The sequence below is a fragment of the Flavobacterium johnsoniae UW101 genome (assembly GCF_000016645.1).
In the GTDB taxonomy this organism is placed as follows: domain Bacteria; phylum Bacteroidota; class Bacteroidia; order Flavobacteriales; family Flavobacteriaceae; genus Flavobacterium; species Flavobacterium johnsoniae.
Map to the genome: position 1 here is coordinate 921,166 of NC_009441.1, position 16,412 is coordinate 937,577.

Annotated in this window: 14 protein-coding genes; 2 read left to right on the forward strand and 12 right to left on the reverse strand. The window is 33.7% G+C overall.

The genetic code is table 11. The features are described from left to right. Positions 1–121: 121 nt before the first annotated feature. The 12 genes from FJOH_RS04250 to FJOH_RS04305 all read right to left on the reverse strand — a co-directional run bounded on the left by FJOH_RS04250 (position 122) and on the right by FJOH_RS04305 (position 14,940). Complete coding sequence (locus FJOH_RS04250; protein ID WP_012022901.1) at positions 122–529, reverse strand: putative signal transducing protein; 408 nt, start codon at positions 527–529, stop codon at positions 122–124. A gap of 10 nt (positions 530–539) precedes the next feature. Beyond that, positions 540–1,676 carry an aminotransferase class I/II-fold pyridoxal phosphate-dependent enzyme gene (locus tag FJOH_RS04255; protein ID WP_012022902.1) on the reverse strand — a complete coding sequence of 379 codons (1,137 nt, stop codon included), beginning with the start codon at positions 1,674–1,676 and terminating at the stop codon, positions 540–542. A 76-nt stretch (positions 1,677–1,752) separates the two neighbouring features. Continuing rightward, a complete protein-coding gene (locus FJOH_RS04260) occupies positions 1,753–2,391 on the reverse strand; it encodes an NAD(P)-dependent oxidoreductase (RefSeq protein ID WP_012022903.1) in 639 nt (212 codons plus the stop codon). 186 nt (positions 2,392–2,577) lie between these two features. Continuing rightward, positions 2,578–3,087, reverse strand: coding sequence for a hypothetical protein (locus FJOH_RS04265; protein ID WP_012022904.1), 510 nt, complete (start codon positions 3,085–3,087; stop codon positions 2,578–2,580). Positions 3,088–3,220: 133 nt separating this feature from the next. Next, the gene (locus FJOH_RS04270) at positions 3,221–3,484 is read right to left on the reverse strand and encodes a hypothetical protein (RefSeq protein WP_123875756.1); all 264 of its coding nucleotides are present in this window, start codon (positions 3,482–3,484) and stop codon (positions 3,221–3,223) included. Positions 3,485–3,756: 272 nt separating this feature from the next. After that, positions 3,757–4,038, reverse strand: a complete 282-nt coding sequence (locus tag FJOH_RS04275; protein WP_012022906.1) for a F0F1 ATP synthase subunit epsilon — start codon at positions 4,036–4,038, stop codon at positions 3,757–3,759. A gap of 82 nt (positions 4,039–4,120) precedes the next feature. Further along, a complete protein-coding gene (atpD, locus tag FJOH_RS04280) occupies positions 4,121–5,632 on the reverse strand; it encodes a F0F1 ATP synthase subunit beta (protein WP_012022907.1) in 1,512 nt (503 codons plus the stop codon). Between the two features lie 235 nt (positions 5,633–5,867). Beyond that, positions 5,868–7,442, reverse strand: a complete 1,575-nt coding sequence (locus FJOH_RS04285) for an SGNH/GDSL hydrolase family protein (RefSeq protein WP_012022908.1) — start codon at positions 7,440–7,442, stop codon at positions 5,868–5,870. An 86-nt stretch (positions 7,443–7,528) separates the two neighbouring features. Beyond that, positions 7,529–10,318 carry a TonB-dependent receptor gene (locus tag FJOH_RS04290; protein ID WP_012022909.1) on the reverse strand — a complete coding sequence of 930 codons (2,790 nt, stop codon included), beginning with the start codon at positions 10,316–10,318 and terminating at the stop codon, positions 7,529–7,531. Between the two features lie 316 nt (positions 10,319–10,634). Then, positions 10,635–12,485 carry a glutamine--fructose-6-phosphate transaminase (isomerizing) gene (gene glmS / locus FJOH_RS04295; RefSeq protein ID WP_012022910.1) on the reverse strand — a complete coding sequence of 617 codons (1,851 nt, stop codon included), beginning with the start codon at positions 12,483–12,485 and terminating at the stop codon, positions 10,635–10,637. A 9-nt stretch (positions 12,486–12,494) separates the two neighbouring features. Continuing rightward, positions 12,495–14,111, reverse strand: coding sequence for a DUF4270 domain-containing protein (locus tag FJOH_RS04300; protein WP_012022911.1), 1,617 nt, complete (start codon positions 14,109–14,111; stop codon positions 12,495–12,497). A 22-nt stretch (positions 14,112–14,133) separates the two neighbouring features. Then, positions 14,134–14,940 (reverse strand): glycogen/starch synthase, encoded by an 807-nt coding sequence (locus FJOH_RS04305; protein WP_012022912.1) that lies wholly within the window; start codon positions 14,938–14,940, stop codon positions 14,134–14,136. Positions 14,941–15,018: 78 nt separating this feature from the next. Here FJOH_RS04305 and panC point away from each other — a divergent pair, with 78 nt between their 5' ends. Together panC and panD are read left to right on the forward strand one after the other, a co-directional pair. Continuing rightward, entirely contained in the window at positions 15,019–15,897 is an 879-nt protein-coding gene (panC, locus tag FJOH_RS04310) for a pantoate--beta-alanine ligase (protein ID WP_012022913.1), read from the forward strand. 14 nt (positions 15,898–15,911) lie between these two features. Next, the gene (gene panD / locus FJOH_RS04315) at positions 15,912–16,262 is read left to right on the forward strand and encodes an aspartate 1-decarboxylase (RefSeq protein WP_008465481.1); all 351 of its coding nucleotides are present in this window, start codon (positions 15,912–15,914) and stop codon (positions 16,260–16,262) included. The last annotated feature ends 150 nt before the right edge of the window (positions 16,263–16,412 follow it).

The following is a 16,412-nucleotide window of genomic DNA, read 5'->3' on the forward strand; positions in this document are numbered from 1 at the left end:
AGTTAGAGAATACCCCTTTTTAATTACGCCCCGTAAGCAAATGAATTGTAAAACATTACAAAAAATTGATTTCTTTATAAAATCAAAAATAAAGGCCTTAAAAATTAAACATAAACCAATACTAATTAAATTCAAAATTACAATTAGAGCACTTATATTTATGTTTAGAATAAAGAGGCATCATTGCAAAATATAACAAAAGTACAAAAGCCACAATTGTCTTTATATCTTTTATTGAAGTAACCATTTCTATTTCTTCAGCATCACAATTTGGGCATTTGAGTAATTTATTATTTTCATCTAATGAAAATTTACTTATTTCTGAAAGGACTTTATTCGCCCTTTCATAATCCTCAGCTTTAACGAAAAGCTTAACACCACCAATTGCATTACTCAATAAAGGATTTGAATTTATTGTATTAATATCTCTTGAAAAAACCTGAATTCCTTCTGATTCAAGTTTACCTTGAAAAATCAAAGCTTCAGAAGGATATTGAAAACGTCTAACTAATTTAAAACTTTTATCCATATATGTTTTTTTAATAAATAAAATCACGCAGCAATTCTAAAACCTGCTTAATTTCCTCTTCTGAATTATAGCTGTGAATACAGAATCGTAAACGTTCCTGGCGTTCGGGGACTGTTGGAGAAAGTATCGGTTTTACATCAAAACCTTTATCTTGCAATTCCTGAGCGAGCTTTTTGACATTTTCATTTCCCTGAACAATTGCAGATTGAATAGCTGATTTACTTCGGACAAATATTGGTTTTAAACCCAGTAAATTTTTCTGTTGATTGAAGAAAATAATGTTTTGACGTAATTTTTGAATTGCTGCTTTTTCAACTTCCAATTGCTGATATGCTGTTAAAATTGCCGCAACAGAATGTGGAGATAATCCTGTGGTATAAATAAAACTTCGGGCAAAATTTATTAGATATTCTTTAAGTTCAGTATTTCCAAGTATAACCGCTCCGTGGCATCCCAATCCTTTTCCGAAAGTCATAATTCGGGCAAAAATTCTATTATGCAGATTTAAATATTGAGTCAATCCTTCGCCTTTTTCACCAAAAACGCCTAAAGTGTGTGCTTCATCTACTACAAGATAACAATTGTATTTTTCAGAAAGCTGTACTAATTCTTCTAAATTTGGAGTATCTCCATCCATAGAAAAAACCGTTTCGGTTACGATATAAATATTTGTGTCTGGAAATTTTAGAATTAAATGTTCTAAATCTTCAAAATCATTATGGTTGAATTTAAACGATTTTGCGTTTGACATTGTAATTCCATCCCGAATTGAAGCATGACTTAACTCATCATACAAAATAACATCATTTCTTTGCGGTACAGCACCAAAAAAACCAAGATTGGCATCGTAACCCGAATTAAAAATTAAAGCCGATTCTGAGTCGTGAAATTGCGAAATAAAACTTTCTGCAATTTGATACAAAGAATGATTTCCTGAAATTAATCTAGAACCCGTTGCACCGTTTTGAAAAATTTCATTTTCATGCAGATAAGCATGAGTAAGTTTAAAAATTGTTTCAGATCTTGAAAAACCAATATAATCATTAGAAGAAAAATCAATGAGATTATTAAACGCAGGAAGTTTACGAAGCGAATTGTTCTGCATTCGCTTTTCAAGCTTTTGATTAAGATTTTCAGGTAATTTCATAAAACAAAGTTATGAAATTGAAATTTGGTAAAAACAAACAGCGGGTTTTCAAATTCCCGCTGTTTTTTGATGTATTCTAAACGGCACTTATAAAAGGCGATTGTCTGCTATAATTTGATTCAACCATTTCTTTAGTCATAAAAACAGCAATATCAAATGCACTGATTTTATCTCCCAAACAATCTTCAACATCAACTGCAATTTCAGAACTATCATTTGAAAATTCAATAAACGGAACACGAACCTGTGTCCAGTTTACATCACTTTCTTCTAAAAGAGTATAGGCTTTCTGGCGATCTTCCTGTATTATTGGAAAATTAACTTTCATCCAATCTGTAGCCATAATTGTTTTGGAACTTTTTTTATCAAAAGGAGTATCAATATTTAGTCCGGCAAGCAAAACATAACGATTTATACTATATTCCTTCATTGCCTTCAAAACATTTTTTGTTACTGCACTTGCAACCAAAGGCTCGTCTTTCCTCTGGCCAATAGTACTCACAACAGCATCACAATCTTCCAGCAATACTTTTATAGATTCAAAATCGAGAGCATCTCCTTTAATAATTTCAATTTTAGAGTTTTTAATTTCGAATTTTTCAGGATTTCTAAGCAGAAGTTTTGCACTAAATCCTTTTTTTAATAACTGGTTCACAAGATAATTTCCAGTTCTTCCACCGCCGCCCAAAACGGCAACTTTTGATATATTTTTCATAGACATTCTTTATAAAATTTGACATAAATAATTTGCGCTTTATGAAGTAATAAAGCGTAAAACATAAAAGCTTACTGAGCTTTTATAACAGAATCAATATTTTATAAAGAGATTTTAATACTTCAAAAGTAGAAAATTAATTTTAAAATTATAAGCCCAGATCATTTTGTAAAGAATAATAATGCTTTATTTTGCTTTTTCGATCCATTTAAAGTTACCTTTTTCTGTTGCATCAAGTAAGTCAACTAGTAAACCATTTGCAATTTTAGATGCAAGGTTAAATGCAGTCTGAATATTTAGGTGAACCGAAACAGATTTTTTCTCTATTTCAGAAAACCAGATCTGTACTTCATAATCTCTGTCTGTATAATTTTTATAAATAGAAACATATAGCACATCTTTAAAGATCGTGTCTTTACATAACGGGATTCTAAACAAAGTAAAAGTAAAGCGAACAGTTTTTGTAACAGAATTGGTATATACTCTTTTTGTAAAAGTTAATCCAGCAGCACAAACGAACATAAGAAACACTGCTGTAGTAAATTTTAAACCATTCATAATATCTTTTGAATAAAAAAGAGCAAACATTTTAAAAGACATTAAAACAGTAAAAATATAAAGTGGCAATGCTAATAGAAAATGCCAAAGGGGTCTTCTTGATGTATAAATTAATTCATCCAATTGTTGGTCAGCCATACTTCAAAAATATAAAAAGCCAAACAATAATTATCTGGCTTTTCATTTATTCTCAATTTATATAATTTTTCTATAAATCAATAAGCATTTAAACTTACGATATTGATCAATTGATAAGAAACATTTATCATAATTAATAGACTTTATAAGTCACAGAGTTACTAGTGGTGCTTATAATTGAATAAGTAGTACCAGATGGCAAACCACGCTGAACAATGTCTCGCTCAATAGGAATAAGCGGTGACTCGCAGCAACTATTCCACGCACATGTGTATGTAGCACCAAATTCAACATTTACAACTTCAACTCCTTTTTGATTATCTGTTGAAGCTTTAATAACATTCTTAGAATTAGTAGTTAGAGACATTGTCCCGAAACCTAACGCAATAAGCAGCATTCCTAAAAAAACTTTTTTCATAATATTTTTTTTAAATGTTAATACACTCACAAACTTAATGTATGTTCAGTAAAATATTACAATATTTAAAGAGTCATTTTTAGCTTTTTTTGTTAATTTTCTGACACGAATGCCTTTCTCAATATTTCTAAAAACCTTGAAAAGATAAAATCAAAGTTGGTTTATTTTACAAGTAAAGAAGTATAACTATAAAACATAAAAAAAAAAGCCAAACAATTATTGTTTGGCTTTTCCTTATTTTAAAAACTGTTTTAGTCTACTAAAACAATAATCTTATTATCTTTCATTTCAATTGTACCTGACGTAATCTCTAATGTATAAGTTTGGTCATTAACTCTCGTAAATTTATCCGCTACCTCTTTAGAAAAGTTAAAACTTGGCGCTGTAATTTTTACAGTTCCTTTTTCTAGAATAGACACAATAGGAGCGTGATTATTCAAAATTTGAAAGCTTCCATCAACTCCAGGTAATGTAACAGATGTAACTGTTCCTGAGAATAATTTTGCTTCTGGTGATACTATATCTAAAATCATCTTTTTTTAGTTATGAGTTATAAGTTATGAGTTATAAGTGAGTAGAAGACTCATAATTTATAACTCATAATTCATAATTATATTAAGCTTCAGCTAACATTTTTTCTCCAGCTTCGATTGCATCTTGAATAGAACCTTTCAAGTTGAAAGCTGCTTCTGGAAGGTGATCTAACTCACCATCGATAATCATGTTGAAACCTTTGATAGTATCTTTAATATCAACTAATACACCTGGAATACCTGTAAATTGCTCTGCTACGTGGAACGGCTGAGACAAGAAACGTTGTACACGACGTGCTCTTGATACAGAAAGTTTATCTTCTTCAGATAACTCTTCCATACCTAAGATCGCGATGATATCTTGTAATTGTTTGTATTTTTGAAGAATTTCTTTAACTCTTTGTGCACAGTTGTAGTGCTCATCTCCTAAGATATGTGGAGTCAAAATTCTTGAAGTAGAATCTAACGGGTCAACCGCAGGATAGATACCTAACTCAGCAATTTTACGAGACAATACAGTTGTTGCATCTAAGTGCGCGAAAGTTGTAGCCGGCGCCGGGTCAGTTAAGTCATCCGCAGGAACGTAAACCGCTTGTACAGATGTAATAGATCCTTTGTTTGTAGACGTAATACGCTCTTGCATAGCACCCATCTCAGTTGCCAATGTTGGCTGGTAACCTACTGCAGATGGCATACGTCCTAAAAGTGCTGATACCTCAGAACCTGCTTGTGTAAAACGGAAGATATTATCAACGAAGAATAATACATCTTTACCTTGATCAGATCCAGCTCCATCACGGAAATACTCAGCAATAGATAATCCTGAAAGTGCTACACGTGCACGAGCTCCAGGCGGCTCATTCATTTGTCCGAAAACGAAAGTAGCTTTAGACTCTCTCATTCCTGGCATATCTACTTTAGATAAATCCCATCCTCCATTTTCCATAGAGTGCATGAAATCATCACCGTATTTAATAATTCCTGACTCTAACATCTCACGAAGCAAGTCATTTCCTTCACGTGTTCTTTCACCTACTCCAGCGAATACTGAAAGTCCACCGTGACCTTTTGCGATATTGTTGATCAACTCCTGAATCAATACTGTTTTACCTACTCCGGCACCACCAAACAATCCAATTTTACCTCCTTTTGCGTAAGGCTCAATCAAATCGATTACTTTAATACCTGTAAATAAAACTTCAGATGAAGTTGATAAATCTTCAAATTTAGGAGCTTGTCTGTGAATAGGCAAACCGTTTTCTCCTGTTTTAGGTAAATTACCTAAACCGTCAATGGCATCTCCAACAACATTAAATAAACGTCCATATACGTCTGGACCGATTGGCATTTGGATTGGATTACCAGTTCCAACTACTTCATATCCTCTTGACAAACCGTCTGTAGAGTCCATAGAGATTGTACGAACAGTGTTTTCTCCAATGTGAGATTGTACTTCTAGAACTAATAAAGTTCCATCTTTTTTAGTGACTTCTAGTGAATCATAAATTTTTGGAAGTTCAACATCTTTACCGTTGAAAACTACGTCTACTACTGGTCCAATGATTTGAGCAACTTTTCCTATTACTTTTGACATTACTTATGTATTTATTAAATAGCTATTTAGGTTTATCGAAAATACCTCTTTTTTCAGAGCGCAAAGATAATTTTTTAAAATATAAAATCAATTTTTTTTTCATAAAAAATAGCATGATTTTGTTTGATTCATAAAACTCGTCCAAAAAATAACTAAAACAGCATTTTTTTAATAAAAGAAAAAAACCGCTTCACTATATAAATGAGCGGTTTTTTTTAGACTTTTTTTTAAAGCATTACTGAATGATTGCCGGATATTGAATTGGATATACTCCTAAATCAACATGACGTAGTGTTGAACCGTATTTTGCATTTATAGCATCAACAAAGATATTAGCAATTAATCCGTAACCCCTTGCGCTTGGATGCACACCATCTAAGGAGAAAGCTCCACCGGTCGCGAAAGAAGAACTCATTGTAAAGTTTCCAAATCTAATTCCGCCATTTGCTAATTGGGTTAAAGTCGCTCTTGTATCTACAAACGCCAAGCCTTTTTCTTTAGCAATCGCTTCAATAGTTGTATTGTATGCATCAGTAGCCTTTTTAACTTCTGCGATTTCAGTTGGAATTAACACATGTTTATCTTGTAAAGGATACGATATTCCAAATGCATTTAAAGGAGCTGGCGGAGCAATTCCAATTCCAGAATTCGCTGCAGTTGGAGCAGTTCCGATATCTGCTCTTGTAGTCAGTACAACTAGATCCGTAGTTTTAGCTTGTCTGGCCTGCCCAAAAACAGCACCATAAAAAGCAGCATTCTGAGCACCCAATGTAGGCGTAAACGCTGCAGTTAATTGAGCAGATAAGTTAGGCAGACTTTCGTCTTTTATTAACAATGGACTTGCACCAGTTTCAGAAAGCAAATTAATTCTGTCTCCAGCATTGAAAGCAGTAAGCGCTTGTTTTAACGGACCATATAATTGCGCATTAAGAGCTTTTATATTTGCCAAACCCACAACAGCATCATTTTTCCCGATCGTTTTAGCTGTAAGTGGATTATAAGGCACTGTTGTAAAATGTGGCAAAGCAGTAATATAAGGAAGATTTGCCACAACTCCTTTTGCGCCTTTTGCTGTTAATCCAGCGATTAGATTACTATACACACCTGCAAAAACTGCTGGATCTGTAATATCATTTCCTCCATAGGTTGCCGGATTGGGATTTCCTGTCTGATCCTTTCCCGTTCCTCCAGAAGTCGCATATGCTAAAACATCATTTCCCCCAATAAACAATGAGAAAAAAGTCGGATCTTGCACTAAGGCATCAGCCAAAACAGTCGTTGAAGCTGTGCTTGCAAATCTTGCAAAATATGGATTTGCCTGACCCATTGCAACACCAGCAACATTCCCATAGTTAGGAGCCACCAAGTGATAACTTTTTGCCCCTGGAACTCCCAAATTATTAAATGTACCTGTAAGATGAGCGGTAACTTCTGTAGTTGGCTTTCCAACTACATTTATTGGAGTCTGAGTTGCTCCATCAAAAGACAAACGTGTACCTGCAATTACATTACCCCCCAACAACAAGCCTCCAATATTATCATTCATAAGCGGCTGTGTAAAAGTCCCTCCACCAGCGGCAACAAATTGCTGTGCCAAAATATTTGGATACGAATTCTCTTGTCCTTTTTTAAATAAGGCATTATCACTATAACCTGCTGCGAAAGAATCCCCAAGAGCAATATATTTTGTAAAAACTGCCGAACCGGGAACTACCGGAACTTCTTCTGGAGTATTATTATTATCATCATTATTACAAGACGCCATGAAGGTCAAAGAAACCAATAACAGCAATTTTATATTTTTTTTCATGTTAGTACTTTTTAAATTATTACCTCTTCATTTTTCACAAATAACTTCAGGGAAGCTATGTCAATTTCACATAAATAATTACATTCTTATGGATTGATAGTCCAAGAAGCAAACCACATTTGACCAATCATACCTGCTCCAATAACCTGAAGATAATCTTTTCCGAAAAGATTTGTTGCTCCAACTTTAATAACCGATTTTAATTTTGGAACTGCATAATTTATCTGAGCATCAAGAACTGTATTTTCAGGTATCATACCGTCTCCAAAAGAAGATTCCCATAAGTACTCTGAATTCCATCTTACATTTACATTGAAACCTAAGTTCTTAACAACTTTTGCATTTCCTAAAGAAGCTTTAATTCTATGTTTTGGAGTATTAAAACCAGCCACGAAATCTGGATCATCTTCCTGATTAAAATTAAATTGAGAATAGTTGTAGTTTGCGCCTACTTCAAAATCTTTATATACCTTTTTAGACAATCCTACACCAAAACCAAAAGATGAAATCTGAGCAGTAGTATTTGTATAAACCTGATACACCCTTCTATCACCAAATGCAAGAGCCTGATAAGTCTGCTGCACAGCTGGATTCGATGGATCTGTTCCAACGGTTCCATAATAAGGAGAAATAACTCTCGCTGTATTCATGAAATCATTGTAAATATTATAGTAAGCATTTAAATCTACTGATAAGTCATTTTGCACCACTGTACGATATCCAGCCTCGAAAGCCTGAACCTGTTCTGGCTTTACCAATCCAATATCAGCAACTTGAAGAACTGCCGGATTAGATGAAGCAGCAAAAGCCTGAACTGAAGCTACCGTGTAAGCATTATGATAAGCATTTTGCCCCGACATACCAATTGTTGCCGGCTGTCCTGCCGCTTGTCCTGCCGCACTTACATTTACTGTTTCTTGAAAACGGTCTAAATTTTCCGGAGCCGAACCAATTAATGCAAACGGTCCTAAATCTAAACCAATATATTGATCCTGTGTAGTAGGATTACGAAATCCTGTTTGATAAGATAACCTGAAGTTATGATTTTTGTTTGCTCCTGCAGAATACACAAACGAAATTCTTGGCGATACATTTCCGTCAAAATTCTGGCTTTTATCATAACGTAAAGACCCAGTAAATTTCAATCTGTCATCTAAGAACTTTTTCTGTAATTGAGCATAGGCTCCATATTCTTTATATTCAATCGGTCCATCATAATCTGTAAAGATTGTTCCTTGCGAATCCATTACATATTTTCTCCAAGAACCTCCAACCTGAATTTCCGCCCAATCAATCATATCTTTAAAATTATAGTTCACATCTGAGTGATATAATTTTGAATGGTCAATAAACTTAGCACCTTGCGTTAAATCAGGATTTGCCACAACAGTTTTCAAAGCACTATTAAACTGTGGAGAACCTGGTTCAAATCTAGGAGATCCTGTTGGCTTTGGAATAAATGAAATTTGAGCAGGCAGCACATTATAATCTGCGAAATTTCTTGCAATTGCAGCAGATTCGTTTGCATTTGTACCCATTACTGCTCCAGCATATTGATAAGCCGTTGCATAATTCGTAAACCATTCAGTATCTGATTTTGCCGCTCTGTTAACATTCCATGCTGCAAATCTCATATCATAAGAATTTCCGGCATCTTCACTAGTAAAATAAATACGTCCGAAAAAGTTTTTACCCTTTACTTCAAATTTACCTTGCTGCATTAAGAAATCTTTTAAAGCATATCTGTTTGCTCCCTGATAAATTGTACTTCCCATTCCAATTTTATATTGCAATATAAACTCCGTGTCATCTGCCCAAGGCTTGATGTGAGCACTAAAATCCGCTTTCATACTTTGAACCTTGTTATCTGTTAAGTCCTGCTCACGATAACCCGTTCTGCTAACCTGACCAACATTAGGAATAAAAGTAGTAACCTCGTCACCATAAATATTCAAACCATCATAATTCTGATTCATAGCATGTCCTACAGATCCGCCAGTCATACTTCTTGTATCATTTGCAATCCACTCACTTGCTTCCATGTAAGTAAAATTAGCTTTCATTGCAAAATGTTTTGTAAAGGCTTTTGCCGCTCTAATTCCAAAATCATTATAATCATTTGTACCAGCCGCATCCTGAGACGTCTGCCCATATTTATAGTAAACACTTATCCCTTCATTTGTAAAAGGACTTTTACTGGTCATAAACATAATCCCGTTAAAAGCATTTGCTCCATATAATGCAGAGGAAGCCCCTGGAAGCAACTCTACACTTGCGACATCAATATCTGAAACTCCAATAAGATTTCCTAAAACGAAATTCAATGCCGGAGATGAGTTGTCCATTCCGTCTACCAGCTGCATAAAGCGAGTATTAGCTACTGTAGCAAAACCACGAGTATTTACAGATTTGAAAGAAATACTACTTGTATTAAAATTTACTTCTTTCAAATTTTCTAAACCATCGTAGAAAGTTGCTGCCGTTGTGTTTTTAATTTCCTGAAGTCCCATTCGCTCGATAGTAACAGGCGACTCGATTACACGCTCAGGTGTTCTCGAAGCCGAAACTACAATTTCATCCAGCTTAGTTTCTTCATCTTTTAAAATCACATTTACTTTTTGATTTGCCGATGTTACACTGATTGTTTTAGATTCAAATCCTACAGCAGAAACTTTTAAGGTAAAAGGCAGTTTCTCATTTGTAGTTAATTTAAATGATCCGTCAAAATCAGTAGATACACCACTAGTACTTCCAAGCACAACAACATTGGCGCCAGGAATAGATTGTTTGTTACCATCTGTAACAGAACCTGTTATTGTATTCTGCGCAAAGGAAATTCCGCTGAAAAACAACATAATTAGCAAGTAGACTCTCATTAGGGTTAGTTTTTGGTTAGTTTTATTACTAGTTTATCTAGCCAAAATACAAATATTTTTAGTATTAATAAAAAATTGTTAAAAAAAACCAATAATAATCGTAATTTTTACAACAATATTAACTATTTCGTAATTAGTTTTATTAAATTAAAATCAATGTTTATTTACAAAATCAACAACAATACTATGCATACATATAAAATTTCATAATATTTTTGAAGAATCAATAAAAATACATGTTCTAGAAAAAAAATTTGACAATAAAAAAAAGCGAGACCTAAATCTCGCTTTTTTAACACTAATGATATTTTAAAATCTATTCTACTGTAACTGATTTTGCTAAGTTACGCGGCTGATCTACATTACAACCTCTCATAACTGCAATATAGTATGACAGCAATTGTAACGGAATTGTAGTAATAAGTGGAGACAATGCATCTGAAGTTTCTGGAATTTCAATTACATAATCTGCCAATTCACGAACCTGAATATCTCCTTTAGTAACAACAGCGATAATTTTACCGCTTCGTGATTTAATTTCCTGAATGTTACTTACAATTTTATCATAATGACCTTGTTTTGGTGCAATTACAATAACTGGCATTTGCTCATCAATTAAAGCAATTGGTCCGTGCTTCATTTCTGCAGCAGGATAACCTTCAGCATGAATATAAGAAATCTCTTTAAGCTTTAATGCTCCTTCTAACGCTACCGGAAAGTTATATCCTCTACCTAAATAAAGACAGTTAGGCGCATCTTTAAATTTAGCCGCAATTTCTTTTGCTCTGTCGTTAGTCTCTAAAGCCTCTAATACTTTTTCAGGAATTAATTCTAATTCTTGTAAATAAGCATGGAAATCAGGGCTTGACAAAGTTCCTTTTGCTTTTCCTAATCTCAAAGCAATCATCGTTAAAACCGTGATTTGAGTAGTAAATGCTTTTGTAGAAGCTACTCCAATCTCTGGTCCAGCGTGTGTATAAGCACCTGCATGACTTTCTCTTGAAATAGACGAACCTACAACATTACAAACTCCAAATACAAAAGCACCGTTTTCTTTAGCTAATTTAATAGCTGCCATAGTATCTGCCGTTTCTCCAGATTGAGAAATTGCAATTACCACATCATCTTTATTAATGATGGGATTTCTGTATCTAAACTCAGACGCATATTCTACTTCAACAGGAATACGTGTAAACTCTTCGAAGATATACTCAGCAACTAGACCAGCATGCCATGAAGTTCCACAAGCAACAATCAAAATACGTTTTGCGTTTAAGAATTTTTCAAGATTATCTTCCACACCAGCCATCTGAACAATTCCTTCATTTGGATGAAGTCTTCCTCTGTATGTATCTTTAATAACACTTGGCTGCTCGTAAATTTCTTTTAGCATGAAATGATCATAACCTCCTTTTTCAATCTGTTCCAAATTCAATTGAAGTTCCTGAATATAAGGATCAACTAAAGAGTCATCTTTAATTTTTCTAATTTTAAGAGGTTTGTGCAATCTAATGTTTGCCATTTCACCATCTTCTAAATATACTGCATTCGAAGTATATTCAATAAACGGAGATGCATCAGAAGCAATGAAGTATTCACCTTCACCCACTCCAATTGCCAACGGACTTCCTAATCGTGCCGCAACAATTTCATTTGGATTTTTTTTATCAAAAACAGCAATTGCATACGCTCCTAAAACCTGATTTAAAGCAATCTGAACAGCTTTACCAAGTTTTATGTTTTCTTTTTTCTGAACTTCTTCAATCAGGTTTACCAAAACCTCAGTATCTGTATCAGATTTAAAAGTGTAACCGCGTTTAATTAACTCTTCTTTCAGCGGTGCATAATTTTCTATAATTCCGTTGTGAATAATCACCAAGTCTCCAGAATTTGAAAGATGTGGATGGGAGTTCACATCATTTGGCACTCCGTGGGTTGCCCAGCGGGTATGTCCAATTCCAATATTTCCGTTTATGGTAAATCCTTCTTGTGCTTTAGCTTCAAGATCTAAAACTTTTCCTTTCGTTTTACAAACTTTTATGCCCGATTCGTCATCGTATAACATAACGCCGGCACTATCATACCCTCTGTACTCAAGACGCTTTAATCCTTTTATTACAATAGGATAAGCCTCTCGGTGACCGATATATCCAACAATTCCACACATATATATTTATTAATTTGGTTTCGTGTAGTAAACCTCAAGCCTTAATCTTTTATCATCTGGAACAGAAGCTTTTCCGCCATACAAAATTGTACCCAGCGGATTCATGATTGATGCTCTCGGTACTTGCGAAAAGTACTCGTTTGGCTGAAGTACAATTCTATTTTCCAGAAAATTAGAAGTCGTAATACCAATACTTTCTGTAACAACCAATCCTAAATTAACATTTTTGGCTGTTTTATCTTTTATTAGATTTCTAATATATTCTGTAATTCTTATTTTATACGTTTTACCTCTCTTGTTATCTCCAAGATTAATCAATCCTCCAAAAACATATTTAGCCCCTTTAGTATCACCCACCGTTAAACTAGTAGTTTGATCTGCATAATAATCGGCTAAAGGCACATTATTAGTTAAATCGTATAAATAAACTCTTTTAGGCTCATCAGCTCCTGTCATCAAATCAGAGTCAATATTAAAAATCAGGTTAGCCTCGTTAACTTTCCAGTTTTTAGCTCTGATATCATCAAGTTTAGAAGCAAAATCATTAAGCTTAATAACTGCTGCAGATCCCTGACCTCCTTTTATATACAACCTTTCATCGCCTTCTGTTTTATTTACATTTGATGAACTTATAGCACCTGAATAACCGGCACTTTTAGCATCTTGCAGTAAATTTGCAGTACCTCCTGAACTTGTTGGATTTACCAAATTAATTACTATTGTTCTTTCTTCTGTAGTTTCAGGAGCATCAGTTGTAATATCGGTTTTTGCTTTGTAAGTAATTGTAATTTTTCCTTTCGAAAAATCCATCAAAGCCATATTACTTGGACTGCCATCAGCTTTTTCAACTTTAAAATACAATCCTCTAAAGTATTCCTGAAAAACATCAGTACTCGCTATTTTAGACGCAGGTGCTTTTAAAATTTTGTCTTGAAAAAAAGCGCTATTTAAATTTAAACGCATTTCTGGAGCTGTATAAGTAGTAGTTTCTTTATCGTTACTATCTTTAGTTACGGTTTTATATTCTTCAGAACTAAAAAAGAACTGGTCATTTTGAAACGGCTTAGTTAAATCATCATTTAAACGTGTTCCAACTTTAGCCTGATCAAAAGTAGAATTTTGCGAAGTATAATAATACTGAGGCAGTTCTGTACCATTACTTGGGAAAGAACTTCTCATTTGATACCCTGACTCATAAACACTTAACTTTAACTTTCCGTTTGCAGGACCGTAAATAGAATCCAATTCATAAGTATGGCTTCCATCTGTATTATTTGCCGTTACGTGGCTGAAATAAGGAATACTTAATACCGCACTTTCTATAACAGGATCTTCTCCAATACTTGGTGCATAAGCTACAAGCGCAACTTGTGTTACATAGTTAGCTGTTGTTTCTCCAAAAACAGGATTACTATAAATACCTAAAGCACTTGTTGGCAACACATTTGACTGCACTGAAGTAACTTCTTGATTATAAGACAAAACATCATATTTTTCAGACTCAAGTCCAAAATGATCATCACCAATTAAATCACCGCCAATCGCATTAAAATCTTTATCGCATGAATAGAGAAAAACAGCAGTTGCTGCTAATAGAATTTTCTTAATAAAAGAAGTATTGTACATATTAAATAATCAAAATTAAATTTTAAAGACCAAACGTTCTGTAGAAATTTGTATACGCTTCAGCGAATGCATCTTTCGTGGCGAAAGGTAAAAAAGGTTTTCCTGAAGATTCTATAAATTTTGTTAAACTTGGAGAAACATTTGGCGATGCTATAACAACACCATCTGAATGCAATATGCTGGCTTTTAAAATATTTTCGTAGTTCGGAGTTTCAAGATCAGAAATTGACTCGTGCGGAACACCATCAAATTTAACCTTATTTATCATCTCCATGTCTAAATTTTCATCAAAAGACTGACCGTAAACCGAAGTGATAATTTTAGTATCATTAAACAAAGCTTCATTTTTATAATAATGCTTCATATAAATTGGCAGCATTGCAGCAAGCCATCCATGAACGTGAATAATATCCGGAACCCAGTTTAATTTTTTTACGGTTTCAACAACTCCCTTTGCAAAAAATATAGCGCGTTCATCGTTATCCGGATACAAAGCACCTTCTTCATCTGCAAAAGTTGCCTTGCGTTTAAAATACTCATCGTTGTCAATAAAATAAACCTGAATTCTTTCTTTTGGGATTGAAGCAACTTTGATAATCAATGGCATATCTAAATCATTCACTACCAAATTCATCCCTGAAAGTCTGATCACTTCATGTAATTGATGTCTTCTTTCATTGATATTCCCATATCTTGGCATGAAAATTCTTATCTGACCTCCTTGATCATTAATCATTTTAGGAACGTCGTAAGACATTAAAGAAACCTCATTTTCAGCCAGATACGGCACGACTTCAGATGATACGTATAATATCCTCTTATCTTTCATAATAGTATTTTACTTAATTTTTGGTAATAAAAACGTCGCAAAATTACAAAATTTTATGCAGTTTATAACTAATATATTATGTTTGCACTAAATTTTAATAATACCGCCATGCATATTTTCTACGGTAAAGTAGCTCTGATAGCCTATTTAAAAACTATCAAAACCGCAAATTCAACTATCGGATTTGTACCCACTATGGGAGCTTTACACCAAGGGCATCTGGCTTTAATGCAGCGTTCACTAAAAGAAAATGACGACACTGTTGTAAGTATTTTTGTCAATCCAACTCAGTTTAATAACCCTGAAGATCTTGAAAAATATCCTCGAACTCTTGAAGAAGACGTAAAGAAAATGAGAGGATTAAGTGACAAAATAATTTTATACGCTCCTTCTGTTGAAGATATTTATGAAGGACAGACCGTTTCTCAATCATTTGACTTTGATGGATTAGAAAATCAGATGGAAGGAAAATTCCGTCCAGGACATTTTAACGGAGTTGGAACTATTGTAAAACGCTTATTCGAAATTGTTACTCCAACCAATGCTTATTTTGGCGAAAAAGATTTTCAGCAGCTTCAAATTGTTAAAAAATTAGTCGAAAAAAATAATTTACCAGTCAACATTGTAGGCTGTCCTATTTTTAGAGAAGACAATCTTTTAGCCATGAGTTCTCGTAATGAACGTTTGACTCCAGAAGAAAGAAAAGAAGCTGCGATTATTTACAAAACTTTGACCGAAGCCAAGGAAATATTCCAAAATAGCACGCCTGCCGAAACAATTCAGTTTGTAGAAGATGCTTTTAAAGACAATAAAAGATTTGAGCTGGAATATTTCGTAATTGCTGACGAATCTACATTATTATCCATCGATCATAAAATTAAAGACAAAAAGTACCGTGCGTTTATAGCGGTATTTGTTAATTCTATAAGACTGATTGACACCATTTCATTAAATTAAATTACCTTTGCTGCATGCAAATTCAAGTTATAAAATCAAAAATTCATCGAGTAAAAGTTACTGGAGCTGATTTAAATTATATTGGCAGTATTACTATTGATGAAACTTTACTGGAAGCCTCAAACATTATTGAAGGCGAAAAAGTATCTATTGTTAACATTAATAATGGAGAACGTTTTGAAACTTACGCCATAAAAGGAGAAAAAAATTCAGGCGAAATTACACTGAACGGCCCAGCTGCCAGAAAGGTTCAAAAAGACGACATTATTATTATCATTTCGTATGCAACCCTTGATTTTGAAGAAGCTAAAACCTTCAAACCATGGATCATTTTCCCAAATGAAAACGATAATTCGTTAACCTAGATTTCACCCTAAACATTTTTAGATTACCAGCTTTGTCAAAACTATTTTGCACAAACAAATATTCTTTTGCTTTAATCGAAATATATTTGCGTAAGAATTCATTGCTTTTTTAAAACTCCCAATATCAAAAAAGCAAATAAAGTATTATAT